The organism is Ferrovibrio terrae (genome assembly GCF_943372915.1).
Taxonomy (GTDB): Bacteria; Pseudomonadota; Alphaproteobacteria; order Ferrovibrionales; family Ferrovibrionaceae; genus Ferrovibrio; species Ferrovibrio terrae_A.
In genome coordinates this window covers 204,256-229,873 of sequence record NZ_CALSAN010000002.1, presented here as the reverse complement: position 1 = coordinate 229,873, position 25,618 = coordinate 204,256, and the positions used below count along the sequence as shown (strand labels likewise).

At 64.7% G+C, this 25,618-nt stretch carries 23 protein-coding genes and 1 tRNA gene; 18 read left to right on the top strand and 6 right to left on the bottom strand.

Going from position 1 to position 25,618, the window contains the following annotated elements:
- Positions 1-171 precede the first annotated feature (171 nt).
- A tRNA-Pro gene (locus AAG821_RS02635) sits at positions 172-248 on the bottom strand.
- 131 nt (positions 249-379) lie between these two features.
- Positions 380-1,318, bottom strand: a complete 939-nt coding sequence (locus AAG821_RS02630; protein ID WP_341909682.1) for a polyprenyl synthetase family protein — start codon at positions 1,316-1,318, stop codon at positions 380-382.
- A gap of 196 nt (positions 1,319-1,514) precedes the next feature.
- On the opposite strand from AAG821_RS02630, the gene AAG821_RS02625 reads away from it, so the two are divergent.
- The 5 genes from AAG821_RS02625 to ppdK all read left to right on the top strand — a co-directional run bounded on the left by AAG821_RS02625 (position 1,515) and on the right by ppdK (position 8,521).
- Complete coding sequence (locus AAG821_RS02625) at positions 1,515-2,279, top strand: methyltransferase domain-containing protein (RefSeq protein WP_341909558.1); 765 nt, start codon at positions 1,515-1,517, stop codon at positions 2,277-2,279.
- Positions 2,280-2,354: 75 nt separating this feature from the next.
- Entirely contained in the window at positions 2,355-2,594 is a 240-nt protein-coding gene (locus AAG821_RS02620) for a hypothetical protein (RefSeq protein ID WP_341909560.1), read from the top strand.
- A 107-nt stretch (positions 2,595-2,701) separates the two neighbouring features.
- A complete protein-coding gene (locus AAG821_RS02615) occupies positions 2,702-3,607 on the top strand; it encodes a glycine--tRNA ligase subunit alpha (RefSeq protein ID WP_341909562.1) in 906 nt (301 codons plus the stop codon).
- Positions 3,607-5,679 (top strand): glycine--tRNA ligase subunit beta, encoded by a 2,073-nt coding sequence (gene glyS / locus AAG821_RS02610; RefSeq protein ID WP_341909684.1) that lies wholly within the window; start codon positions 3,607-3,609, stop codon positions 5,677-5,679. Before AAG821_RS02615 ends, glyS begins: the two co-directional genes overlap by 1 nt.
- 7 nt (positions 5,680-5,686) lie before the next feature.
- A complete protein-coding gene (gene ppdK, locus AAG821_RS02605; RefSeq protein ID WP_341909564.1) occupies positions 5,687-8,521 on the top strand; it encodes a pyruvate, phosphate dikinase in 2,835 nt (944 codons plus the stop codon).
- 71 nt (positions 8,522-8,592) lie between these two features.
- Here the strand turns inward: ppdK and apbC are convergent, their stop codons facing one another.
- On the bottom strand, positions 8,593-9,774 hold the full coding sequence (apbC, locus tag AAG821_RS02600) for an iron-sulfur cluster carrier protein ApbC (RefSeq protein ID WP_341909566.1): 1,182 nt from the start codon (positions 9,772-9,774) through the stop codon (positions 8,593-8,595).
- Positions 9,775-10,024: 250 nt separating this feature from the next.
- Between apbC and hflK the strand changes: the two genes are divergently transcribed.
- The 9 genes from hflK to AAG821_RS02555 all read left to right on the top strand — a co-directional run bounded on the left by hflK (position 10,025) and on the right by AAG821_RS02555 (position 19,075).
- The gene (gene hflK, locus AAG821_RS02595) at positions 10,025-11,191 is read left to right on the top strand and encodes an FtsH protease activity modulator HflK (RefSeq protein ID WP_341909567.1); all 1,167 of its coding nucleotides are present in this window, start codon (positions 10,025-10,027) and stop codon (positions 11,189-11,191) included.
- Between the two features lie 15 nt (positions 11,192-11,206).
- A complete protein-coding gene (gene hflC / locus AAG821_RS02590) occupies positions 11,207-12,097 on the top strand; it encodes a protease modulator HflC (protein WP_341909570.1) in 891 nt (296 codons plus the stop codon).
- Between the two features lie 38 nt (positions 12,098-12,135).
- Positions 12,136-13,632 (top strand): DegQ family serine endoprotease, encoded by a 1,497-nt coding sequence (locus tag AAG821_RS02585; protein ID WP_341909572.1) that lies wholly within the window; start codon positions 12,136-12,138, stop codon positions 13,630-13,632.
- Between the two features lie 110 nt (positions 13,633-13,742).
- Complete coding sequence (locus AAG821_RS02580; RefSeq protein WP_341909573.1) at positions 13,743-14,477, top strand: IclR family transcriptional regulator; 735 nt, start codon at positions 13,743-13,745, stop codon at positions 14,475-14,477.
- A gap of 4 nt (positions 14,478-14,481) precedes the next feature.
- On the top strand, positions 14,482-14,868 hold the full coding sequence (locus tag AAG821_RS02575; protein WP_341909575.1) for a cupin domain-containing protein: 387 nt from the start codon (positions 14,482-14,484) through the stop codon (positions 14,866-14,868).
- 40 nt (positions 14,869-14,908) lie between these two features.
- Positions 14,909-15,865, top strand: coding sequence for a tripartite tricarboxylate transporter substrate binding protein (locus AAG821_RS02570; RefSeq protein ID WP_341909577.1), 957 nt, complete (start codon positions 14,909-14,911; stop codon positions 15,863-15,865).
- Positions 15,866-15,869: 4 nt separating this feature from the next.
- Positions 15,870-17,036 (top strand): acyl-CoA dehydrogenase family protein, encoded by a 1,167-nt coding sequence (locus AAG821_RS02565; RefSeq protein ID WP_341909579.1) that lies wholly within the window; start codon positions 15,870-15,872, stop codon positions 17,034-17,036.
- An 11-nt stretch (positions 17,037-17,047) separates the two neighbouring features.
- Positions 17,048-18,250: a CoA transferase gene (locus AAG821_RS02560; protein ID WP_341909580.1), complete on the top strand. Its 1,203-nt coding sequence runs from the start codon at positions 17,048-17,050 to the stop codon at positions 18,248-18,250.
- A gap of 54 nt (positions 18,251-18,304) precedes the next feature.
- A complete protein-coding gene (locus AAG821_RS02555; protein ID WP_341909582.1) occupies positions 18,305-19,075 on the top strand; it encodes a class II glutamine amidotransferase in 771 nt (256 codons plus the stop codon).
- A gap of 3 nt (positions 19,076-19,078) precedes the next feature.
- On the opposite strand, the gene AAG821_RS02550 is transcribed toward AAG821_RS02555, so the two are convergent.
- The gene (locus AAG821_RS02550; protein WP_341909584.1) at positions 19,079-19,459 is read right to left on the bottom strand and encodes a hypothetical protein; all 381 of its coding nucleotides are present in this window, start codon (positions 19,457-19,459) and stop codon (positions 19,079-19,081) included.
- Between the two features lie 17 nt (positions 19,460-19,476).
- Complete coding sequence (locus AAG821_RS02545) at positions 19,477-20,118, bottom strand: ATP-dependent Clp protease proteolytic subunit (RefSeq protein WP_341909585.1); 642 nt, start codon at positions 20,116-20,118, stop codon at positions 19,477-19,479.
- A 181-nt stretch (positions 20,119-20,299) separates the two neighbouring features.
- Between AAG821_RS02545 and AAG821_RS02540 the strand changes: the two genes are divergently transcribed.
- Complete coding sequence (locus tag AAG821_RS02540; RefSeq protein WP_341909587.1) at positions 20,300-21,082, top strand: 3-hydroxybutyrate dehydrogenase; 783 nt, start codon at positions 20,300-20,302, stop codon at positions 21,080-21,082.
- A 107-nt stretch (positions 21,083-21,189) separates the two neighbouring features.
- Here AAG821_RS02540 and serB read toward each other — a convergent pair whose 3' ends face one another.
- Complete coding sequence (gene serB / locus AAG821_RS02535) at positions 21,190-22,092, bottom strand: phosphoserine phosphatase SerB (RefSeq protein ID WP_341909589.1); 903 nt, start codon at positions 22,090-22,092, stop codon at positions 21,190-21,192.
- A 51-nt stretch (positions 22,093-22,143) separates the two neighbouring features.
- Here serB and miaA point away from each other — a divergent pair, with 51 nt between their 5' ends.
- From miaA to ilvN, 3 genes are all read left to right on the top strand, one after another.
- A complete protein-coding gene (miaA, locus tag AAG821_RS02530) occupies positions 22,144-23,121 on the top strand; it encodes a tRNA (adenosine(37)-N6)-dimethylallyltransferase MiaA (protein ID WP_341909591.1) in 978 nt (325 codons plus the stop codon).
- Positions 23,122-23,266: 145 nt separating this feature from the next.
- Entirely contained in the window at positions 23,267-25,036 is a 1,770-nt protein-coding gene (locus AAG821_RS02525; RefSeq protein ID WP_341909686.1) for an acetolactate synthase 3 large subunit, read from the top strand.
- Between the two features lie 29 nt (positions 25,037-25,065).
- A complete protein-coding gene (gene ilvN / locus AAG821_RS02520; RefSeq protein WP_341909593.1) occupies positions 25,066-25,581 on the top strand; it encodes an acetolactate synthase small subunit in 516 nt (171 codons plus the stop codon).
- The last annotated feature ends 37 nt before the right edge of the window (positions 25,582-25,618 follow it).

Below are 25,618 nucleotides of genomic sequence, written 5' to 3'. Positions count from 1 at the left end.
TACATATGCCTTCGCGCAAAGCGCGATGGCCAAGGGTCCATGCCATCCATCAGTGCATCGGAACGCACAGATGGACCCTCGGAATAAATCCGAGGGTGACGGTTGAGGAGGCGGCAGGAGAGCCGCTCATCACTGCAGGACCAAGACAGATTTTCGGGAGAATTCGCGCGCTGGTCGGAGCGAGAGGATTCGAACCTCCGGCCCCTAGCTCCCGAAGCTAGTGCTCTACCAGGCTGAGCTACGCTCCGACCGGCGCGGGCGACTGTATAGCGCCTGCGGGACGGGCCCGCAAGGCACCCCCAGAGGCATTCGGGGGGCATTCGCGGGGGAAAAGCGCGGACTCCGAAAGCCTAGGCCGGCCAGAGGCTTAAAGCCGGGTTTAAAGCGCCCGTTCGACGGCGAAATCGACTGCTTCCGACAGCGCATCACGCATCGGCCCGGCGGCAAACAGCTGCAGCGCCTGACGCGACTTCTGGGCATAGGCCCGGGCGCGGGCCAGGGTTTCCTGGATGGCGCCATGGCGCTCCAGATAGGCCAGCGCCTGTGACCAGTCCTCGGGCGTCTGTTCCTCAGGCCGTTCGATCACCCGGCGCCAGAAGCCGCGCTCGGCCTCGCTGCCCTTCGAGAAGGCGAGCAGCACCGGCAGGGTGATCTTGCCCTCGCGGAAATCGTCGCCGGTATTCTTGCCCAGCGTGGCGGCATCGGCGGCATAGTCGAGTGCATCGTCGACCAGCTGGAAGGCGATGCCGAGATTATGGCCGTAATCGTCGAGTGCCTGGGCCTCGGCCTGCGGCCGGTCGGCGATCACCGCGCCGACGCGGCAGGCGGCGGCAAACAGCGCTGCGGTCTTGGCCTTGATCACCTTCAGATAGTCGCTTTCCAGCGAATTCATGTCATTGGCGATCACCAGCTGCAGCACCTCGCCCTCGGCGATCTCTGACGATGCGCCGGCCAGGATGCGCAGCACCTCCAGCGAGCCGGTCTCGACCATCAGCTGGAAGGCGCGGGTGAACAGGAAGTCGCCGACCAGCACGGACGGCTGGTTGCCCCACAGCACATTGGCGGTGGCATTGCCGCGGCGGCGGTCGCTCTCGTCCACCACATCGTCATGCAGCAGGGTGGCGGTGTGGATGAATTCGACGCAGGTGGCCAGCAGCACATCATGGCTGCCCTGGTAGCCGCAGAGCCGGGCGGAACCCAGGGTCAGCAGCGGGCGAATCCGCTTGCCGCCGGCGGCGATCAGGTGGCTGGCCAGCTCCGGGATCAGGGTGACGTCGCTGGCCATGCGCGCGATGATTTCGCGGTTCACGGCATCCATATTGGCCGCGACCAGGGCGCGCAGCGGCTCGATGCTGGGCTTGGGGCCCGGCGCCGGCAGGTCTTGCAGGGATTTGGAGGCAGTCTGCACCACGGCAGTCGAACCCATGATTGTGTCGAGCGGTCTGGTGGGAGCATAGTGGGCTGGCCGGGTCGGTCAAGCGCCGCTCATTTGCCAAGTTCCTCTTTACTATCAAATGCCTGACATCGATCACACCCATGACGCTTTGCTGGGCGGCCTGATCCGCCTGAAACAGCCACGCAAGGGCCAGCGCGCCAGTGCCGATGCGGTGATGCTGGCCGCGGCGGTTGCGGCCCCAAAGAAATCCGGGTCTGGCGCGCGGGTGCTGGAGCTGGGCTGCGGCTCCGGCGTTGCCATGCTCTGCCTGGCCGCGCGGCTGAAAACCGTCAGCGTCGCCGGTGTCGAACTGCAGCCCGATCTGGCGGCGCTCTGTGCCCGCAATATCGCGGCCAACGGGCTGGACGAGCGGCTGAGCGTGCATGAAGGCGATATCCGGGCCCGGCGCATTGCCGGCCTGACGCCCAACAGCTTCGACCAGGTGTTTGCCAATCCGCCCTATTTCGACATGGCGCGACATCGTGTCTCACCGCATGCCGGCCGGGCGGCGGCGCGAGCCGAGGCCGAGGATGCCGATCTGGGTCACTGGATCGCCGCCATGCTGCGCTATGCCAAGCCCAATGGCGGGCTGACCCTGATCCACAAGGCCGAGCGGCTGGGCGACATCCTGGCGGCCCTCGCAGCCAAGGCGGGTGCGATTCGGGTGATTCCGCTGTGGTCCAAGGCCGGCCAGCCGGCGAAACGGGTGATCGTGCGGGCGATCAAGGGCAGCAAGGCGCCGCTCACGCTGACGCCGGGCCTGCTGCTGCATCGGCCCGATGGCAGCTACCTGCCGGAGATCGACGCGGTGCTGCGCGATGGCGCCGCGCTGCCGGAAGTCTAGGGCAGCCCTTGCGGCAGCCGGCCGCAGGCCCCAGAATCGGCCCCATCCGCGTTTCACACCCATATCCGGGTTTTCATGCTGAAATATCTGCTGCTGATCCTGCTGGTTGCCGCCGTCTGGTATGGCTGGCGCTACGTCAATCGCAAGCCCGCAAGCAAGCCGCCGGCACCGACGCAGCCGGCGCAGGACAAACCCGCCCCGAAAGCGGTGGTTGAGGATCTGAAACCCTGCCCGGTCTGCGGCACCTATATGGTGACCGGTCCGGACCAGCCGCCGGGCCAGACCTGCGGCCGTCCGGAGTGCCGCCCGGCATAAGTCGAAGCCGCCAATGGCTTGATTCCAAAGCCCCTGCTGGCTATGGTCCGCCCGATTTCGGCCACCCCCCAAACGCACGCAAAGGCGAGAGCGCAAAGGACCCTGCGATGGCGCCCCCTGGACCCGCTGCGGCTTCGTCGTTTCAGGATCTGATCCTTACGCTGCAGACCTATTGGGCGCGGCAGGGGTGCCTGCTGCTGCAGCCCTACGACATGGAAGTGGGCGCCGGCACCTCGCATCCCGCCACCACGTTGCGCGCGCTCGGCCCCGAACCGTGGAGTGTTGCCTATGTGCAGCCCTCGCGCCGGCCGAAAGATGGCCGCTACGGCGAGAACCCCAACCGCCTGCAGCATTACTACCAGTTCCAGGTGATCCTGAAGCCGAGCCCGGCCAATGTGCTGGAGCTGTATCTCGGCTCGCTGGAGGCGCTCGGCATTTCGTCCAAGCGCCACGATATCCGCTTCGTCGAAGATGACTGGGAGAACCCGACGCTGGGTGCCTGGGGCCTGGGCTGGGAAGTCTGGTGCGACGGCATGGAGGTGACGCAGTTCACCTATTTCCAGCAGGTCGGCGGTTTCGACTGTGCGCCGGTCTCGGCCGAGATCACCTATGGCCTCGAGCGCCTGGCCATGTATGTGCAGGGCAAGGACAATGTCTACGACCTGGATTTCAACGGCCGCGGCGTGAAATACGGCGAGGTGTTCCACCAGGCCGAACGCGAATTCTCCGCCTACAATTTCGAGCATGCCGACACCGAGCAGCTGTTCCGCCGCTTCGCCGATGTCGAGAAGGAATGCATGGCCCTGGTGGAGAAGGGCCTGGCGCTGCCGGCCTATGACCAGTGCCTGAAGGCGAGCCATACCTTCAACCTGCTGGATGCGCGCGGCGTCATCAGCGTGACCGAACGCGCCGCCTATATCGGCCGCGTGCGCACGTTGGCCAAGGCCTGCTGCACCCAGTGGCTCAAAGGTCGCGGCCATCTGCCCTCTGACATGAAAGCGGAGGGCGCATGATGCTCGGCGAACTTCTGCTCGAACTGCACTCGGAAGAGATTCCGGCGCGCATGCAGCAGCGTGCCGCCGAGGATCTGCAGCGCCTGGTCAGCGACAGCTTCAAGAAGGCCGGCCTGCATTTCGACAAGACCGAGGCCTATGTCACGCCGCGCCGGCTGGCGCTGGTGGTGCGTGGCCTGCCGCGGATGCAGGAAGCCGTGCGCGAAGAGAAGAAGGGGCCCCGTGTGGGCTCGCCCGATGCGGCGATCCAGGGCTTTTTGCGTGGCGCGGGGCTGTCCTCGCTCGACAGTTGCGAGAAGCGCGATACCGGCAAGGGCGAATTCTGGTTCGCCGTGGTCGAGAAGCCGGGCGAGGCCACCAAGGACGCGCTGCTGCGCCTGCTGCCCGAAGCGCTGGCCCAGCTGCCCTGGCCGAAATCGATGCGCTGGGCCGACCAGAGCCTGCGCTGGGTGCGGCCGCTGCATTCGATGATCTGCCTGTTCGAGGGCGAAACGGTGCCGTTCGTGTTCGGCCATCTCACCGCCGGCGACAGCACCTGCGGCCATCGCTTCCAGGCGCCGGCGCGCTTTGCCGTGCGCGATGCCAATGACTACCTGCGCCGCCTGCGCGCTGCCTATGTCGAGCCCGATTTCGCCACCCGCCGCGCCGCCGTTCTCAAAGATGCCGCTTTCGCCGCCGCCAGCGAACAGCTGGTTCTGGTGGAAGACCCCGGCCTGGCGGATGAGGTGACCGGCCTGGTCGAGCAGCCGGTCGTGCTGCTGGGCCGCATCCCGCTGCAGTTCATGGATGTGCCGCGCGAGGTGCTGACCACCACGATGCGGTCGCACCAGAAGTATTTCGCGCTGAACACCAAGGATGGCGCCCTGGCGCCGCGCTTTGTCATCGTCGCCAACACGCTGACCGACGATGGCGGCAAGCAGGTGGTGGCCGGCAACGAGCGCGTGCTGAATGCGCGCCTGTCGGATGCCAAGTTCTTCTGGGATCAGGACCGCAAGCAGACGCTGGAAAGCCGCCTGCCGGCGCTGAAGGACATCGTGTTCCACGCCAAGCTGGGCACCGTGGCGCAGAAGGCCGAGCGCGTCGAACGGCTGGCCTATGAGATCGCCACTGCGCTGCATGCCGATGCCAAGATGGCGCGCCGCGCCGCCAAGCTGGCCAAGGCCGATCTGGTCAGTGGGCTGGTCGGCGAATTCCCCGAGCTGCAGGGTATCATGGGGCGCTATTACGCGCTGAATGACGGCGAAGCCCCTGAGGTGGCCGATGCCATCGCCCAGCATTATGCGCCGCAGGGACCGAACGACCGCTGCCCGACCGCCGATGTCTCGGTGACGGTGGCGCTGGCCGACAAGATCGACACGCTGGCCGGCTTCTTTGCCATCGACGAAAAGCCGACCGGCTCGAAAGACCCCTTTGCGCTGCGCCGTGCCGCGCTGGGCGTGATCCGCCTGATCCTGGAAAACAAGCTGGCACTGCCACTGCGCGCGCTGTTCCGCTCGGCGCTGTCGCTGCAGATCCAGCAGGCGGATGCCAAGCGCAACCCGACCGAGGAACTGCTGCAGTTCTTCGTCGATCGCCTGAAGGTGCATCTGCGCGAGCAGGGTGTGCGCCACGATCTGGTCGCGGCGGTGTTTGCCCGTGGCGACGACGACGATCTGGTGCGCGTGCTGGCCAAGGTGGATGCCCTGCGCGGCTTCCTGACCGAAGGCGAGGGCGCCAATCTGCTGGTGGCCTATCGCCGCGCCAACAACATCGTGCGCGCCGAGCTGAAAAAGACACCGGAACTGAAGCTGGGCGATGTCGATGGCCGGCTGATCGCGCAGGACGAGGAGCGGGCGCTGGTCACGGCGCTGGGCGACCTGCCGGGCGCCGTCTCCGGAAAGACACAGGACGAGGCGGATTTCCGTCATTATCTTGCCACACTTGCGCGGCTACGTGCGCCCGTCGATGCATTTTTCGAGCATGTCACGGTGAATGCCGATGACACCGCCGTGCGCCGCAATCGTTTGAGTTTGCTTTCCGCCGTTGTCGGAAGCATGGACCGTATCGCCGACTTCTCGCAGATCGAAGGGTAACAGACCGATGGCCAAGCCCAAGCCGAAGAAGAAAATCGCCCCTAAGGCCAAGAAGGCTGCCAAGGCAAAGAGCCGCACCAAGGTGAAGGCCAAAGCCGCAGCCGCGCCGAAGAAGGCGGTGAAGAAGGTTGCAAAGAAGGCCGTGAAGGCTGCGACCCCCGCCAAGGGCAAGCTGGTCTACTCGTTCGGCGACGGCAAGGCCGAAGGCCGCGCCGACATGAAGAACCTGCTGGGCGGCAAGGGCGCCAATCTGGCCGAGATGTCGAATATCGGCCTGCCGGTTCCCCCGGGCCTGACCATCACCACCGAGGTCTGCACCGCCTATTACAAGAACGGCAAGCAGTATCCCAAGGAGCTGAAGGGCCAGGTCGACGCCGCCCTGATCAAGGTGGAGAAGCTGGTCGGCGCCAAGTTCGGCGACGCCAAAAAGCCGCTGCTGGTTTCGGTGCGCTCGGGCGCCCGCGCTTCCATGCCGGGCATGATGGATACCGTGCTCAATCTCGGCCTCAACGACGAGACCGTCGAGGGCCTGGCCAAGCTGTCGGGCAACGAGCGCTTCGCCTGGGACAGCTACCGCCGCTTCATCCAGATGTATTCCAATGTCGTGCTCGATGTCGGGCATGAGCATTTCGAGGAACTGCTCGAAATGCACAAGGAAGAGCATAACCTCAACCTGGATACCGAACTGAAGGCGGAAGACTGGAAGCAGATCGTCGCCGCCTACAAGAAGAAGGTGCAGCAGGAACTGGGCCGTCCCTTCCCGCAGGATGTGCGCGACCAGCTCTGGGGCGCCATCGGCGCCGTGTTCTCCAGCTGGATGAACCAGCGCGCCATCACTTACCGCAGTCTGAACAACATCCCGGCCTCCTGGGGTACGGCGGTGAACGTGCAGGCGATGGTGTTCGGCAACATGGGCGAAACCTCATGCACCGGCGTCGCCTTCACCCGCGATCCCGCGACGGGCGAGAAGATTTATTACGGCGAATACCTGATCAATGCGCAGGGTGAGGATGTCGTGGCCGGCATCCGCACGCCGCAGCAGCTGACGAAGACCTCGCGGCTCGCCGTCGGCAACGAGATGCCGTCGATGGAAGAATCGATGCCGGCGACCTTCAAGCAGCTGGTCGGCGTGTTCGTGAAGCTGGAAAAGCATTATCGCGACATGCAGGACATCGAGTTCACCGTCCAGCAGGGCAAGCTGTGGATGCTGCAGACCCGCTCGGGTAAGCGCACCGCCAAGGCCGCGATCAAGATCGCCGTCGACATGGTGAAGGAAAAGCTGATCAGCCAGGGCGAAGCGGTGCTGCGCGTGGAGCCTTCGTCGCTGGACCAACTGCTGCACCCCACGCCCGACCCGAAGGCCGAGCGCAAGGTGATCGCCAAGGGCCTGGCGGCGTCGCCGGGTGCGGCCTCGGGCAAGGCGGTGTTCCTGGCCGATGAAGCCGAACAGATGGCCAGCAAGGGCGAGGCCGTGATCCTCTGCCGCGTCGAGACCTCGCCGGAAGATATCCATGGCATGCACGCGGCCAAGGGCATCCTGACCGCCCGTGGTGGCACCACCAGCCATGCGGCCGTGGTGGCGCGCGGCATGGGCCGGCCCTGCGTTTCGGGTGCCGGCAGCATCCGCATCGATTACGCCGCGGGCAAGATGACCATCGGCGATCTCACCGTGAACAAGGGCGATGTCATCACCATCGACGGCTCGACCGGCGAAGTGATCCTCGGCCTGATGCCGATGATCGAGCCGCAGCTGTCGGGCGATTTCGGCCTGCTGATGACCTGGGCTGACAAGCTGCGCAAGCTGAAGGTCCGCACCAATGCCGAGACTCCGGCGGATGCCGAAACCGCCGTGCGCTTTGGCTGCGAAGGCATCGGCCTGTGCCGCACCGAGCATATGTTCTTCGATGCCGACCGCATCACCGCGGTGCGCGAGATGATCCTCTCGCCGGCGGTCGAAGGCCGCAAAAAGGCGCTGGCGAAGATCCTGCCGATGCAGCGCGAAGACTTCATCCAGCTGTTCAAGATCATGGCCGGCCGTCCGGTGACGATCCGCCTGCTAGATCCGCCGCTGCATGAATTCCTGCCCAAGACCGATGCCGATTTCGACGCGGTCGCCCGCGGCACCGGCCTCAGCGTCGCCGCGCTGAAGGAGCGCAAGAAGGCGCTGGAAGAAACCAACCCGATGCTGGGCCATCGCGGCTGCCGCCTTGGCATCAGCTATCCGGAAATCTACGAGATGCAGGCGCGTGCCATCTTCGAGGCGGCCGTAGCGGTATCGAAGGCCGGCGGCAAGCCGGTCGAGCCGGAAGTGATGATCCCGCTGGTCGCCACCAAGGCCGAGATCGACATCCTCAAGGCCCGCATCGACGCCATCGCCGGCGCGGTGTTCAAGGAACAGGGCAAGAAGGTGAAGTATCTGGTCGGCACCATGATCGAGCTGCCGCGCGCCGCCCTGCGCGCCGCCGAGATCGCTGAGACCGCCGAATTCTTCTCGTTTGGCACCAATGACCTGACGCAGACCACGCTGGGCATCAGCCGTGATGACTCGGCGCTGTTCATGGAAGATTACCTGAAGGCCGGAATCTTCGAGCGCGATCCGTTTGTCACTATCGACCAGGCCGGTGTCGGCGAGCTGGTGAAGATTGCGGCTGAGCGTGGCCGCAGCGTGCGCAAGGATATCAAGCTCGGCATCTGCGGCGAGCATGGCGGCGATCCGTCGTCGGTGCGCTTCTGCCACAATGCCGGACTCGATTACGTGTCCTGCTCGCCTTATCGCGTGCCGATCGCCCGCCTGGCGGCGGCGCAGGCGGCGATTTCCGAGGAAAAGGCCAGCGAGGCCTGAGCCGAACGGCAGCCGATACGAAAAAGGCCGGACAGTGTCCGGCCTTTTTTTATGCCTGATGGATATCCGGGTTACTGAATGGTGATCTTCGGCATGCGGCTGGCGGCGGCGTCGCGGTCGATCTTCTCAGCCACTTTGGCGGCAATCGCGCGATAGGCCTTGGCCTCGTCGCTGTCGGGCCTGGAGGCCACGATCGGCGCGCCGCCATCGCTGGTTTCGCGGATCTCGATCTTGAGCGGCAGTTCGCCCAGGAAATCGCAGCCCAGCTCCTCGGCGGTTTTGCGGGCGCCGCCATGGGCGAAGATATCGCTGCGATGGCCGCAATTGGGACAGCAGAAATAGCTCATATTCTCGATGATGCCGAGCACCGGCACATCGACGCGGCGGAACATGTTCAGGCCCTTGCGCGCATCCAGCAGGGCGATGTCCTGCGGCGTGGAGACGATCACCGCGCCGGCCAGCGGCACGCGCTGGGCCATGGTCAGCTGGGCATCGCCGGTGCCGGGCGGCATGTCGACCACGAGCACGTCCAACTCGCCCCATTCGACATCGCGCAGCATCTGCTCCAGCGCGCTCATCACCATCGGGCCGCGCCAGATCATCGGCGTGTCTTCCGGCACCAGGAAGCCCATGGACATGCAGGGGATGCCCCAGCCCTGCAGGGGATGCAGGCGCTTGCCGTCGGGCGAATGCGGCTTGCCGGTGATGCCCATCATGCGCGGCAGCGACGGGCCATAAATATCGGCATCCAGCAGGCCGACCTTCTTGCCGCTCTGGGCCAAAGCCAGCGCCAGGTTGACCGCAGTGGTGGATTTGCCCACGCCGCCCTTGCCCGAGGCCACGGCGATGATCGACCGGATGCCGGGGATGGCGGGGCGGGCGCCCACTTCCGGCGCCTTGCCGGCCTGGCCGCCAGAGGCGGCGGGCGCGGCATGGCTATGTCCATGATCGTGCGCATGATTATGCGCATGGGGGGCTGCTTTGGCGGCGCCGGACTTGCCCTGGCTTTCGGCCGTCAGCACCACGGTGGCCGAGGTGACGCCCGGCAGGCGGGCGACCGCCTGTTCGGCGGCCCGGCGCAGCGGTTCCTTGGCGGCCCCCTCTTTGGCCGGCACTTCCAGCACAAAGCCGATATTGCCGCCCTTGATCACCAGCCCGGACACAATTCCGAGATCGACCACATTCTTGCCATGATCGGTGTCTACCACACCGCGCAGCGCGTCCATGATCTGCGCTTCTGTAACCCCGGTCATGCTTGAAATCCCTGTAAACGTTCCAATATTCTTGATCATCGGCAGGCAAAGCCGCGCTTATGCCAAGCGATTGATATATCGCGGGTAGGGGGCGCCGGCAATTCATCTGCCCAAGTGCTCTCGTTGGGCGCTGATCCGGGGTACAAGACTTGAAGACCGGGTGATCTTGACGACCGGGTAATAACGCAAATTTTCCGCCGCAGCGCCGTCCATGGTCGCATCGGACGGGTAGGCAAAGAAGGACAGTGGGATGCCCTGGAGCAATCAAGGTGGGGGTTTTGGCGGTGGCGGCAGCGGCGGTGGCGGCGGTCGTGGACCCTGGGGCCAGGGCGGTGGCGGCGGGCGTGGCCCGGGTGGCGGCAATGGCGGCGGCCCGTTTGGCGGCCCCAATCCGCCCAGCCTCGAGGAAATCCTGCGACGTGGCCAGGACAAGTTCCGCGGCATGCTGCCCGGTGGCGACGTTTCCGGCCGCGGTATCCTGTTACTGATCCTGGTCGCGGTGGCGATCTGGTTCGGCACCGGCTTCTACCGCGTCGATACCGACGAACAGGGCGTGGTGCTGCGCTTCGGCAAGGTGCATGCCGTGACCGAACCGGGCCTGCGCTATCGCCTGCCCTGGCCGGTTGATTCCGTGCTGACGCCGAAAGTGACCAGCGTGAACCGCGAGGAAATCGGCTTCCGCAGCCTGGGTGAGTCGCCCACGCGCGGCGTGCAGCAGCGCGATGTGCCGGAAGAAAGCCTGATGCTGACCGGCGACGAAAATATCGTCGACATCGATTTCACCGTGCTGTGGCAGGTGAAGGATGCCGGCCAGTATCTGTTCAATGTCGTCGAGCCGTCGCGTACCATCAAGCAGGTGGCCGAAAGCGCCATCCGCGAAGTGGTCGGCAAGAACAACATCCAGTTCATCCTGACCGAAGGCCGCACCAAGATCGCCGACGACACCCGCCGCGTGATGCAGGCGGTGCTCGATGGCTACAGTGCCGGCGTTGTCGTCACCCAGGTGGCGCTACAGCGTACCGAACCGCCGGCTTCGGTGATCGATGCCTTCCGCGACGTGCAGTCGGCCCAGGCCGACCGTGAGCGTGCGCAGAACGAGGCGGAAGCCTATCGTAACGACATCATCCCGCGTGCCCGCGGCGAGGCGCAGCGCCTGCTGCAGCAGGCGGAAGCCTACAAGCAGGAAACCATTGCCAATGCCCAGGGCGATGCCAGCCGCTTCAGCCAGGTCTATGCCGAATACCGCCAGGCCAAGGATGTGACCACCAAGCGCATGTATCTTGAAACCATGGAATCGATCATGCGCGGCACGACCAAGGTTATCGTGGACGGTCAGAATGGCGGCAGCGGCGTGGTGCCGTATCTGCCGCTGCCGGAGCTGCAAAAGCAGCGCCAGCAACCGGCGCAGCAGCGCTAAGAGAGGAGACGCATCATGAACCGTTCGCTCCTCACCATCGTCGTCATCGTCCTGGTCGCCCTCGGCTTCCTGGTCAAGGCATCGCTGTTCACCGTGCACCAGGCCCAGCAGGCCCTGGTGGTGCAGTTCGGCGATCCGCGCCGGGTCATCACCGAGCCCGGCCTGAATGTGAAGATCCCGCTGATCCAGGATGTGGTCTATTTCGACAAGCGCATTCTCGGCCTCGACGCGCAGCCGGAGGAAATCCTGACCTCCGACCAGCGCCGCCTGGTGGTCGACAGCTTCGTGCGCTATCGCATCACCAATCCGCTGCTGTTCTATCAGACCGTCCGCAACGAGCTTGGCCTGCGCGGCCGCCTGTCGCCATCGGTGGCCAACGCCTTCCGCGGCGCCTTCGGCCGCCTGGATGCCAGCACGATCATCTCGGGCGATCGTCCGGCCGCCATGCAGCAGGTCACCACCACGCTGCAGGAAGACAGCCGCCGCCTCGGCATCGAGCTGGTCGACGTGCGCATCAAGCGCGCCGACTTCCCCGATACCATCGGCCAGGCGATCTTCCGCCGCATGCAGACCGAACGCCAGCGCGAGGCCAATGAGCAGCGCGCCACCGGCTTCGAGCTGTCGGAAAAGATCCGGGCCGAGGCCGAGCGCCAGCGCACCATCCTGATTGCCGATGCGCGTCGCCGCTCGGAAATCCTGCGTGGTGAAGGCGATGCCGAACGCACCAAGATCTTCGCGGAAGCCGCCAATCGCGACCCGGAATTCTACAACTTCTACCGGTCGCTGCAGGCCTATACCAAGGTGCTGCAGCCGGGCGACACCACCATGGTGCTGTCACCGGATTCCGAGTTCTTCCGGTATTTTGAAAGCCCGACCGGCACGCCGCGGCGTCCGGCTGGTCGCTAAGCGTCGGGCTGCCGCGACAGCGGCAGCGAGGAGGGTATATGGGTGCGATGACACAGGTTCGCCTGATCCGGAATACTGCTCTGGCGGCAAGCCTTCTGCTCGGTCTCGGGCTGGCTTCGGCTGCCCAGGCCCGCGCACCGGAAGGTGATTTCGCCGATCTGGCGGAGAAACTGCTGCCGGCGGTGGTCAATATCTCGACCACGCAGACGGTGCAGAACAAGGGCGGCATGCCCGAGGGCCTGCCGCAATTCCCGCCGGGTTCGCCGTTCGAGGATTTCTTCAAGGAGTTCTTCGAGCGCCAGCAGCGCGGCGAGGGCAACCGGCCGCCGCGCCAGGTCTCCTCGCTCGGCTCGGGCTTCATCATCGATGCCCGCGGCTATGTGGTCACCAACAACCACGTGATCGCCGAGGCCGACCAGGTGCGCGTCATCCTGCATGACAACACCGAACTGGAAGCCAAGGTGGTTGGCCGCGATCCGGAAATCGATATCGCCGTGCTGAAGGTCGAGCCCAAGGGCCGCACGCTGACGGCGGTGAACTGGGGCGATTCCGACAAGATCCGCGTCGGGCAGTGGACTTTGGCCATCGGCAATCCGTTTGGCTTGGGCGGCACCGTCACCGCTGGCATCATCTCGGCGCGTGGCCGCGACATCAATGCCGGCCGCTACGACGACTTCCTGCAGACCGATGCCTCGATCAACAAGGGCAATTCCGGCGGCCCGCTGTTTGACAAGGACGGCAATGTCATCGGCATCAACACCGCGATCTTCTCGCAGTCGGGCGGCTCGATCGGCATCGGCTTTGCCGTGCCGGCCAACCTGGCCCGTCCGGTGGTGCAGCAGCTGATCGAATTCGGCCGTACCAAGCGCGGCTGGCTCGGCGTGCAGATCCAGTCGGTCACCGACGAGATGGTCGAGGCGCTCGGCCTGCAGCAGGCGCGCGGCGCGCTGGTCGCCAAGGTCGTGCCCGGCGGCCCGGCCCAGAAGGCCGGCATCGACTCCGGCGACGTGATCACCAGCTTCGACGGCAAGGCGATTGCCAGCACCAACGCGCTGACCCGCAGCGTCGCCGAGACGCCGGTGGGCAAGAGCGTGAATGTGGAGATTATCCGCAAGGGCAAGAAGCAGACCGTGAAGGCGACGCTGGGCGAGCTGGAAGCCGCCATGGCATCGGCCAAGCAGGAGAACAGCCAGAAGGCCGATGCGGCCCGGCCGAAAGCCGGCCGCAACGAGACCGACCTGGCCGATCTCGGCGTGCGTGTCGCGCCGTTGACCAAGGAGCTGCGCCAGAAGCACGACATCAAGGATGACGTGAAGGGCGTGGTGATCACCGATGTCGAGGCCGATGGCCCGGCGGCCAAGCGCGATGTGCGCGTGGGCGACGTGATCATCGAGATGGCGCAGTCGGAGATCCGCAACACCGAGGATGCGGTGGAGATGCTCAAGGCGCTGAAGGATGCCAAGCGCAAGGTGGCGCTGCTGCAGATCCAGCGTTCGGGCGAGCCGCGCTTCGTGCCGGTGCCGCTGAAATCCTGATCCCGGCCCCTGCCGGACCCCAAAGCCCCGGGTGACCCCCGGGGCTTTTTTTATGCCTGCGGCGGCCAACGGCTTGACCGAATCGATTTCCGTATATTGAAATAGTTTTCATGAATGTGAAAACAGCGGTCCGCACCCTCGACCTGTTCGAAACCTTCGCCCGCGAGGGCCGGCCGCTGCCGCTGTCCGAACTGGGGCGGCTGCTCGCCATCCCGGTCTCCAGCTGCTTTGCCCTGGTCCAGACCCTGCAGAACCGCGGCTATATCTACGAGGTGCAGCGCCGCAGCGGTTATTACCCGACCCGCCGCCTGCAGGCCGTGGCCGAGCAGATCGCCGCCAGCGATCCCTTGCTCGACCGTATCCGGCCGACCCTGCTGGAACTGCGCGACCAGACCGGCGAGACCGCCGTGGTCGGCAAGCTGCAGGACGCCCGGGTGCTCTATCTCGACGTGGCGGAATCGCAGCAGCGCATCCGCTACATCGCCAGCATCGGCGAGTTCCGCCAGCCACATGCCAATTCGCTCGGCAAGGCCTTGCTCGCGGCCCTGCCGCAGGGGGAACGGGCCCGGCTGCTGAAGGATTACGACTGGACGGCGCCGACGCCGCGCACACTCAGCAGCCCGGCAGCATTCGAGCGCGAGATGGAGGCGATCACGCAACGCGGCTGGGCGGTCAATGCTGGCGAGAGCGTGGCCGATCTGGCCGCCGTCGCCTGTGCGCTGCGCCTGAACCGCGACTGGTATGCGATCTCGGTGGCCGGGCCGCTCTATCGCATGGAGCCGCATCTTGCCGCCTATGGCGAAATGCTGCGGGCCGCCTGCGCCACCCTCACGGACGAAAGCTGAGACCATGACCAAGCGCCGCTATTTCATTCGTGCCGGCGAGGTGCCCGGCTATCACCCGGCCAATCATGTCGGCACGCTGAATCGCCGCCTGATCGGCCGCGAAACCGTCGGCGCCGAACAGCTGGAGGTGCTGCTCGGCGTGATCGAGAAGGGCAAGGGCGCGCTGCCCCATGCGCATCCCGGCATCGAACAGGTCTGCTACATGCTGGAAGGCCGCGCGCGTGCCGAAGTCGCCGGCGAGGTCTGCGAACTGGGCCCCGGTGACTGCTGCTTCTTCCCGCCCGATCAGCAGCACACCTTCACCGTGCTCAGCGACGAGCCGGTGAAGGTGCTGGTGATCTATGCGCCGCCCTATGAGGAAAATCCCGACCGGGTGATCCGCCCGGCCTGACGATTGCACAACACAGAACAAAAAACCGGAGGAAACACCAATGATCAGAACTCTTGCCACCTTTGCTGCGGCCCTGCTGCTGTCATCTGCCGCCCTGGCCCAGGCCTATCCGAATAAGGTGGTCAAGCTGGTGGTGCCCTTTGCCGCCGGCAGCGGCACCGATGCGGTGGCGCGCATCACCGCGCAGAACCTGACCGATGCGCTGGGGCAGCAGGTCATCGTCGACAACAAGCCCGGTGCCAATGGCGCGATTGCCGCCGAATTCGTCGCCCGCGCGGCGCCGGATGGCTACACGCTGTTCATGACCACCAACACCACCCATTCGGCCAATCCCAGCCTGATGAAGAAGATCAGCTACGATCCGGTGAAGGATTTCGCGCCGGTATCACGCATGGGCAACCTGCCGTTCATGCTGGTGGTCAATCCCGACCTGCCGATCAAATCGGTGAAAGACCTGATCGAGTATGCCCGCAAGAATCCGGGCAAGGTGTCGTATGGCACCGGCAACAGCACCGGCATTGTCGCCGGCGCGACCTTCGGGCTGGCCAACAAGATCGAGCTGCTGCATGTGCCATACAAGAGCACGCCGCCGGCGATGACCGATGTGATGGGCGGCCAGGTGACGATGATGTTCACCGATCTCGCGTCGGGCATCGGCAACGTCAAGGCCGGCCGCATGCGCGCGCTCGCCGTCACCACCGCCAAGCGCAGCGCACTGGTGCCCGACCTGCCGTCGATGGAAGAGGCTGGCGTGCCGAATTTCGATCTCAATTCGTGGAATGGCGTTTTCGCGCCCGCCGGCACGCCCGCCGAGATCGTCGCCCGCCTGAATGCCGAACTGGTGAAGATCGTGGCCCGGCCCGAGGTGAAGGATAAACTCGCCCAGATCGGCTTCGATGCCTTCACCAGCACCCCGGCCGAACTGGATGCCTTCGTCCGCTCCGAGCTGGTCAAATGGGCCAAGCTGGTGAAAGACGCCGGCATCGAGGCGGAATAGCACCATGGACTTCCAGTTCAACGCCGACCAGCAGGCGATCCGCGAGGCGGTGAGCCGCATCTGCGCGCGGTTCGGCGACGAATACTGGCTGGAGCGCGATCATGCGGGCGGTTTCCCGCATGATCTGCACCAGGCGCTGGCGAAAGACGGCTGGCTGGGCATCTGCATCCCGGAGGCCTATGGCGGCGCCGGCATGGGCATCACCGAAGCCGCGATCATGATGCAGGCGATTGCCGAATCCGGCGCCGGCCTGAGCGGCGCTTCGGCCGTGCATATGAATATCTTCGGCCTCAATCCGGTGGTGGTGTTCGGCACCGAAGAGCAGAAGCAGCGCATGCTGCCGCCGCTGATCGCCGGCCGGGAGAAAGCCTGCTTCGCCGTCACCGAGCCCGATGCCGGCCTCAACACCACCAAGCTGAAGACCAAGGCGGTGCGCGACGGCGACCATTATGTGCTGTCGGGCGCCAAGGTCTGGATCTCCACCGCGCAGGTGGCCGAGAAGATGCTGATCCTGGCTCGCACCACACCGCTGGAGCAGGTGACTAAGCCGACGCAGGGGCTCAGCCTGTTCTACACCGATCTCGATCGCCGCTTCGTCGAGGTGCGCGAGATCGACAAGATGGGGCGCAAATGCGTCGATTCCAACCAGCTGTTCATCGACGGGCTGAAGGTGCCGGTGGCCGACCGCATCGGCGAGGAAGGCCGTGGTTTCGACTATATCCTGCATGGCATGAACCCCGAGCGCGTCCTGATCGCCGCCGAGGCGGTCGGGCTTGGCCGTGTCGCGCTGGCCCGCGCCACGCAATATGCCAAGGAGCGCATTGTCTTTGACCGCCCCATCGGCATGAACCAGGGCATCCAGCATCCGCTGGCGCAGAACTGGATGGAACTGGAAGCCGCCAACCTTATGGTGTTCAAGGCGGCCTCGCTGTATGACGCCGGCCAGCCCTGCGGCGCCGAGGCCAATGCGGCGAAATACCTGGCCGGTGAAGCGGGCTTCAAGGCCTGCCAGCAGGCGGTGATGACCCATGGCGGCTATGGCTATGCCAGGGAGTATCATGTCGAGCGTTACCTGCGCGAAGTGCTGATCTCGCGCATCGCGCCGATCAGTCCGCAGCTGATCCTGTGTTTCATCGCCGAGCGTGTGCTCGGCCTGCCGAAATCCTACTGAGGAAACCCGCCATGGCCGGTCCGCTGGATGGCGTGCGCATCATCGACCTCACCACTGTGCTGATGGGGCCCTATGCCACCCAGATGCTGGCCGATTTCGGTGCCGATGTGGTGAAGGTGGAATCGCCGCAGGGCGATGTGATGCGGCGTGCCGGGCCGCATGGCGACCGCGCCATGGGGCCGCTCTATCTGCATGCCAACCGCAACAAGCGCAGTATCGTGCTCGATCTCAAGCATGCGCTGGGCCGCAAGGCGGTGATGGATCTGTGCCGCACCGCCGATGTGCTGACCTATAATATCCGGCCGCAGGCGATGGCCCGGCTGGGGCTGGGCTATGACGATCTGCGCGCGGTCAATCCGCGACTGATCTATGCCGGCATGTTCGGCTATGGCCGTAGCGGACCTTATGCGGCCTATCCGGCTTATGACGACCTGATCCAGGGTGCCAGCGGCATTCCCGGCGCGCTGCAGCGGGCCGGGAATGCCGAGCCGCGCTATGCGCCGATGAATATCAGCGACCGCACGGTGGGGCTTTATGCCATGGGCGCGATCTGCGCGGCGTTGTACGCGCGCGAGCGCAGCGGGCAGGGCCAGGCGGTCGATATCCCGATGTTCGAGACCATGGCGCAATTCGTGCTGTCGGATCATCTCTATGGTGAAACCTTCCGGCCGGCGGAAGGCCCGATGGGCTATGCCCGGCTGATGGCACCGGACCGCCGGCCGTTCCAGACCGCCGATGGCCATGTCTGCGTGCTACTCTATACCGATGCGCATTGGCGCAAGTTCTTCCGCATTGCCGGCCGCGAGGCTGACCTCGACAACGATCCGCGTTTTCGCGACCTCGCCAGCCGCACTGCCCATATCGGCGAGCTCTATGCCATCGTCGCGACCGAGATGCGCAAGCGTTCCACTGCCGACTGGCTGGTGCTGCTGGGCGAGGCCGATATCCCGGTGGCGAAGATGAACAGTTTCGAGGATCTGCTGGCCGATCCGCATCTCAATGCCACCGGCTTTTTCGAGGAAACCGAACATCCCACCGAAGGGGCGCTGCGCGGCCTGGCGGTGCCCAGCCGGTGGTCGGATACTGCACCGGCGCATCGCCATCCTGCGCCGCGCATCGGTGAGCAGACCGAAGCCATCCTGCGTGAGATCGGTTATGCGGGCGATGAGATCGCCGCTCTGCAGGCGGCTGGCGTTACCAAAGCTCAACCCTGACATAAAACATTCTTCTCCCGTAGAATTCGATTAAACGAATCCGGGAGAAACGCGATGTGCCGCTGGCTCACCTATCGGGGCGATCCGATCTATCTGGAAGACCTGCTGTTCGCGCCACGCTATTCGCTGATCGAGCAGAGTCTGCATGCCCGCAAGGCGGCAGTGGCCACCAATGGGGATGGTTTCGGTGTGGGCTGGTATGCCGAGCGCGACCTGCCGGGCACTTATCGCGACATTCTGCCAGCCTGGAACGATCCCAACCTGCGCAGCATCGCGCATCAGGTCCGCTCGGGCCTGTTCATGGCGCATGTGCGCGCCTCCACCGGCACCGCCACCTCGCGCGCCAACTGCCACCCCTTCGCCAATGGCCGCTGGCTGTTCATGCATAACGGCCAGATCGGCGGCTATGCGAAGCTGCGCCGCCGTCTGGAGGCACTGATCCCGGATGCGCTCTATGAACAGCGGCTCGGCACCACGGATTCAGAGGCGATCTTCTACCTGATGCTGAAGCACGGGCTCGACCGCGATCCGCTGGCGGCGATTGCGGCGGCAATCGCCGATGTGCGGCGGCTGATGCGGGACGATGGCATCACCGAGGCTTTCCGCATGACGGCCTCGCTCACCGATGGTCGCGCCGTCTATGCCATCCGCTATTCCAGCGATGCCGAACCGCCCAGCCTGTACTGGCATATGGACGAGGGGCGGCTCACCATCGTGTCCGAACCGCTGGATGAACATCCGCAGAAGTGGCTGCCGGTGCCGCCCGGCCATGTGCTGGTGGCAGGCGATGCAGGTGAGGCCGAACTGAAAATACTTGCGGCGTAGCTGTTATTCGCTCTGACACTCGAAAGGGGCTGTGCAGCGATAAGGCAAGGCGCAGACATGACGGGCAAGGTCATCTGCCATGCTCAGGCGTCCAGCGGCCTTGATATAGGCGGCATTCACGCAGGCTGATCCGACCTCACAGGCATCGTGATCTGCCTTGGCTTCAGCCCGCAAGACATTGGCGCGTGCAGCGGTAAGGGTCTCCGGGAAGGCGAGTATGCTCTCGACGGCAAGGCCGGGATTGAGGTTTTCAAGCTGCTTCGCCGGACAGATGCGGGCGAGGGCCTGGAAATAGGGGTGGTCCGGCGGCGGGTAGGTTTGCGCGAGACCCGAAAAAGTAAAAAGGGAAAGGGCAACACAGAGCGATGCCGCTTTCCCTTTCATAGTTGATACGTATTTACTCAGTCGAGTTCGCGGGCATTCTGGATCACCTTGCCGACCAGACCGTATTCCACGGCCTGCTCCGCGCTCATCCAGTAATCGCGGTCGGTGTCCTTCTCAACGCGCTCCAGCGTCTGGCCGGTTTCGCGGGCGAAGATCTCGTTCAGCCGCTTGCGCATGCGGATGATTTCCTTGGCCTGGATGGCGACATCCGAAGCCGTGCCGCCGGCGCCGCCGGACGGCTGGTGCAGCAGGAAGCGGGTATTGGGCAGCGAGAAGCGGTTTTCCTTCTTCGCCGCGGCAAAGATCAGCGCGCCGGCCGAGGCCACCCAGCCGGTACCGACGATGCGCACATCGGGCTTCACGAACTTGATCATGTCATAGATCGTGTCGCCCGATTCGACATGGCCGCCCTGGCTGTTGATGAAAATGGTGATCGGATCGTCGCTGGCCGACTGCAGGGCGAGCAGGCGGGCCGAGACTTCCTTGGCGATCTTCTGGTCGATGCCGCCATAGATCAGGATGGTGCGCGCCTTGAACAGGCGCTCCTCGATGCCGGGATTTTCCTTCTTGGCCTTTTCGGCCTCGCCGTTCTTCTCCGGCTTGTCGTCGTCTTCGTCATCGAGCCGGCTGTCGGCGGGCTGGGTAATGCGGTTCAGCATGCGGAAAAAGCTCCTGAAAAACGCGCCTGAAATGCTCTCATCTGGTATCCCATGGGGGCGCCGGGGCTGCAAGGCTCAGGCCCCCTGGGGCATCGCCTGGAGAGGGCCACGGCTAGGCAAAAGCCCCGCTTTTCCGCTAGGCTCCGGCCATACTCTCCAGCCGTATAAGAAAGGTCGCCCCATGCTGAAAGGCAAGTCCGCCGTCGTCACCGGTTCCACCAGCGGTATCGGCCTGGGGATCGCCCGGGCGCTGGCCAAGGAAGGCTGCAACCTGATGCTGAACGGCTTCGGCGATGCCGCCGAGATCGAAAAGCTGCGCGCCGGGCTGGCGGCGGAATTCGGCGTCAAGGTGCTCTATGACGGCGCCGACATGAGCAAGGGCGAGGCGATTGCCGCCTTCATGAAAAAGGCCGCCGACGGCCTCGGCGGCGTCGATATCCTGGTCAATAATGCCGGCATCCAGTTCGTCTCCCCGGTGGATGAATTCCCCGAGGCGAAATGGGAGGCGATCCAGAACATCAACCTCTCCTCCAGCTTCCACTGCATCAAGGCGGCGCTGCCTGGCATGAAGAAGAAAGGCTGGGGGCGCGTCGTCAACATCGCCTCGGCGCATGGCCTGATCGCCTCGCCGTTCAAGTCGGCCTATGTGGCGGCCAAGCATGGCCAGGTCGGCCTGACCAAGTCGGTCGCGCTGGAAGTGGCCGAGGCCGGCATCACGGTGAATGCGATCTGCCCGGGCTATGTGCGCACGCCGCTGGTGGAAAACCAGATCGAGGATCAGGCCAAGGTGCACAAGATGTCGCATGAGCAGGTGATCCGCGAGGTGATCCTCGCCGCCCAGCCGACCAAGAAATTCGTCGAGGTGGACGAGGTTGCGGCGCTGGCAGTCTTCCTCTGCGGCGATGCGGCAAAGTCGATCACCGGCACGTCGATTGCCATCGATGGCGGCTGGACGGCGCGGTAACGATCGAACAATCGTCATGCTCGGGCTTGACCCGAGCATCTTATGCAGATTGGAGAGAGGTCCTCGGCCAAGAAACGCTCCTTGGGTCCGAGGACGACGGGTGTGGATCAGCCGCGCCCGAAAATCTCGTCGGCGCGATAGCCCTGCAGATAGAGCAGGGCGCTGAGGTCACCGTGGCGGATGTTGATCTTGGCCTGCTGCTGCACCACTGGCTTGGCGTGATAGGCGACGCCGAAACCGGCGGCCCCCAGCATGGCGAGGTCGTTGGCGCCATCGCCCACCGCGATGCAGTCGCTGACGTCGATGCCCCTGGCTTTCGCCACGCGCTGCAGCGCTTCCAGCTTGGCTTCCTTGCCCAGGATCGGCTCGGCGATGCCGGCAATCACATCGTTTTCCAGAATCATGTGATTGGCCTGCTGCTCGTCGAAGCCGAGCTGCTCGGCGATCGGCTGGGTGTAGTAATCGAAGCCACCCGAAACCAGCGCCGTGTGCACGCCATGGCTTTTCAGCGTGTTGATCAGCACAGAGGCGCCCGGCATCAGCTTGATGCGCTTGGCAGCATCGTCCAGCAGGCTGGCCGGCTGGCCCTTCAGCAGGGCGACGCGCTCACGGATCGCGGCATAGAAATCGAGTTCGCCATTCATCGCCTTGCGCGTGATCTCGGCCACCTGCTCGCCGATCTCGGCCAGGTAGGCCAGTTCATCCAGCATCTCGTTGCGGATGATGGTCGATTCCATGTCGGCCACCAGCGCCTTCTTGCGGCGGGTGGGCGTATTGGCCTGGGCCACCACATCGACCGGTGCATTGCGCAGCGCGATGCGTGCCACCTTTTCAGCCTCTTTCAGCTCGACGCCATCGAAGGGAATGTCGCAGGCGATGCCGGCATCGAGCCAGTCGGCCGGTCCGACCCGGCCGCGGGCGAGCGCCAGCGCATCGCGCACGGCACTGGCCAGCCTTGGCGTCAGCACGGCGTTATGGGGCGCGGTGATCAGGCTGAGAATGTTTTGCATGCGCCACTTCTAGGCCTGTAAAAGGGGCGGCGCAACCGATAGGCCTTTCATATGGACCCGAGTAAAGCCCCGATCATCGTGCTCGCCGGCCCCACCGCCAGCGGCAAGTCGGCGCTCGGCATCGCCGTGGCCGAGCGGGTCGGCGGCACCATCATCAATGCCGACAGCATGCAGGTGTATCGGGACCTGCGGGTGCTGACGGCGCGGCCGACCGATGTGGAAATGGCCCAGGTGCCGCACCGCCTCTATGGCGTGCTGGATGGTGCCACCCATGGCACGGCGGCGGTCTGGGTCGGGCTGGCGCGGCAGGCGATTGCCGAGACGATTGCCGAGGGCCGGGTACCGATCCTGCTGGGCGGTACCGGCATGTATCTGCGCAGCCTGTTCGAGGGGCTGGCCGAAATTCCAGTGATCCCGGACGATATCCGTGCCGCGGCGCGAGCCCGGCTGGACGCAGAAGGTCCGGCCGCCCTGCATGCGGCGCTGGCTGCTGGCGACCCGGTTACCGCTGCCCAGCTGAAAGCCGGCGACAGCCAGCGGCTGGTGCGGGCATGGGAGGTGCTGCAGGCCACCGGCCGCGGCCTGGCGGCCTGGCAGGCCGATACCCCGGCGGAGCCGCCGCTGGCCAATCCGGTGTTCCGGCTGCTGCTGCAGCCGCCGCGCACCGCGCTCTATGAGCGGATCGACCGGCGTTTCGAGGGCATGCTGGCGGCGGGGGCGCTGGACGAGGCACGCGCCGTGCTGGCGCGCCACGACATCCCGGCCGATGCGCCGATGCGCAAGGCCCATGGACTTCCCGAGCTGATACAATATCTTAAGGGGGAGATCGGCCTGGATGAGGCGATCCGCATCGGCCAGCTCAACACCCGCCATTATGCCAAACGGCAGACCACCTGGTTCCGGCACCAGTTCGCCGCCGACCTGGTTGTGGAAAAAGACTTAAGTCAGCAAGAAAATTTCAACCTGGAGGCAGAAATCTTTCCATTCATTGTGAGATACCTATTGACCGTGCGCGGAGTGGCCGTTTAGGTTGGCGCCGATTTTCAACGGCCGGAACGGCGTGTTCCGGCCGATTTTCGTCTAAAAGGGCAGTCCGCCCAACGGATTGCCGAAATGTTTTGGCGGATTGCCAAAAGGATTGGTTGTCATGTCTACCGCTGCGCAGGCTGCCCAGATGCCGGGTCAGCAGATGTCTGGTGCCGAAATGCTGATCAAGGCCCTGATCGATCAGGGTGTTGAGGTGGTCTTCGGCTATCCGGGCGGCGCCGTGCTGCCGATCTATGACGCGCTGTTCAAGCAGAATGCGATCCGCCACATCCTGGTGCGCCATGAGCAGGGCGCCGTGCATGCCGCCGAAGGCTATGCCCGCTCGACCGGCAAGCCCGGCGTGGTGCTGGTCACCTCGGGTCCCGGCGCCACCAATGCGGTGACCGGCCTGACCGATGCGCTGCTCGATTCGATCCCGATCGTCTGCCTGACCGGCCAGGTCGCCACCCATCTGATCGGCAACGACGCCTTCCAGGAGTGCGACACCACCGGCATCACCCGGCCCTGCACCAAGCACAATTACCTTGTGAAGAATGTCGATGACCTCGCGCGCATCGTGCATGAGGGCTTCTATGTCGCCACCAACGGCCGTCCCGGCCCGGTGGTGATCGACCTGCCGAAGGATATCCAGGTCGCCCAGGGCACCTATACGGCCAAGGACAATATCCGCCACAAGACCTATCGCCCGCGTGTCGATGGCGAGGATGCCAAGATCAAGGAAGCGGTTGCGCTGATGGCGGCTGCCGAGCGTCCGGTCTTCTACACTGGCGGCGGCATCATCAATGCCGGACCGCGCGCCTCCGAGCTGCTGCGCGAATTCGTGCAGCTCACCGGCTTCCCGATCACCAACACGCTGATGGGTCTGGGCGGCTATCCCGCCACCGACCGGCAGTTCCTCGGCATGCTGGGCATGCACGGCACCTGGGAAGCCAATCATGCGATGCATGATTGCGACGTGATGATCAATATCGGTGCGCGGTTTGACGACCGCATCACCGGCCGCTTGAATGCCTTCTCGCCGGGTTCGAAGAAGATCCATGTCGATATCGATCCGTCCTCGCACAACAAGACCGTGCGCTGCGACCTCAATATCGTCGGCGATGCCTGCCGCGTGCTGGAGCAGATGATCGCGGCCTGGAAGCAGGGCGGCTACAAGCCGAACCAGAAGGCGCTGGACAAGTGGTGGCAGCAGATCGACCAGTGGCGTGCCCGCGACAGCCTGAAGTACAAGAAGGATTCCAAGATCATCAAGCCGCAGCTCGCCATCGAGCGGCTGTATGAGCTGACCAAGGACCAGGACACCTTCATCACCACCGAGGTGGGCCAGCACCAGATGTGGGCGGCCCAGTTCTACAAGTTCAACAAGCCGAACCGCTGGATGACCTCGGGCGGCCTGGGCACCATGGGCTACGGCCTGCCGGCCGCCATCGGCGTGCAGCTCGGCCATCCGGGCAAGCTGGTGGTGGATATTGCCGGCGAAGCCTCGATCCTGATGAATATCCAGGAGCTGGGCACAGCGGCGCAGTTCCGCCTGCCGGTGAAGGTGTTCATCCTCAACAACGAATATATGGGCATGGTGCGCCAGTGGCAGCAGCTGCTGCATGGCGGCCGCTATTCCCAGAGCTATTCGGAATCGCTGCCCGATTTCGTCAAGCTGGCCGAGGCCTTCCATTGCCGTGGCCTGCGCGTCACCGATCCGGCCGATCTCGACGGCGTGATCAAGGAGATGATCGCCATCGACGGCCCGGTGGTGGTGGATGTCGCCGTCGACAAGGCGGAGAACTGCTTCCCGATGGTACCCTCGGGCGCGGCGCATAACGAGATGATCCTCGCCGACGACAAGCCCAAGGATGCGAACAACGCCTCCGTCAGTGAAGAAGGCATGGCCCTCGTCTGAGGCCAGCAGCAAAAAGAAGAACACGTCCCATGTCCGCGCCGCAGCAGCCGATCCAGTCCCATATCCTGTCCGTGCTCGTCGATAACGAGCCTGGCATCCTTGCCCGTGTGGTCGGGCTGTTCTCCGGCCGCGGCTACAATATCGAAAGCCTGACGGTGGCCGAGGTTTCCGATGCAGCGCATCTGTCGCGCATCACGGTGGTCACGTCTGGCCCATCCAATGTGATCGAGCAGATCAAGGCCCAGCTCGGCCGCCTGGTGCCGGTGCATAACGTGCATGACCTCACCGTCGAAGGCCCGCATATCGCGCGCGAACTGGCGCTGATCAAGGTGGCTGGCACCGGCGAGAAGCGCGTGGAGAGCTTGCGCATCGCCGACATCTTCCGTGCCCGCGCCGTCGACAGCACGATCGAATCCTTTGTCTTCGAGCTGACCGGCGCGCCGGAGAAGATCACCGCCTTCGTCGAGCTGATGAAGCCGCTCGGCCTGGTCGATGTCTCGCGCACCGGCGTGGTGGCGATCAGCCGCGGCCCCAAGCCGCTCTAATTCACCAGATACGAAATAACGACGCTTTATCCCGAGG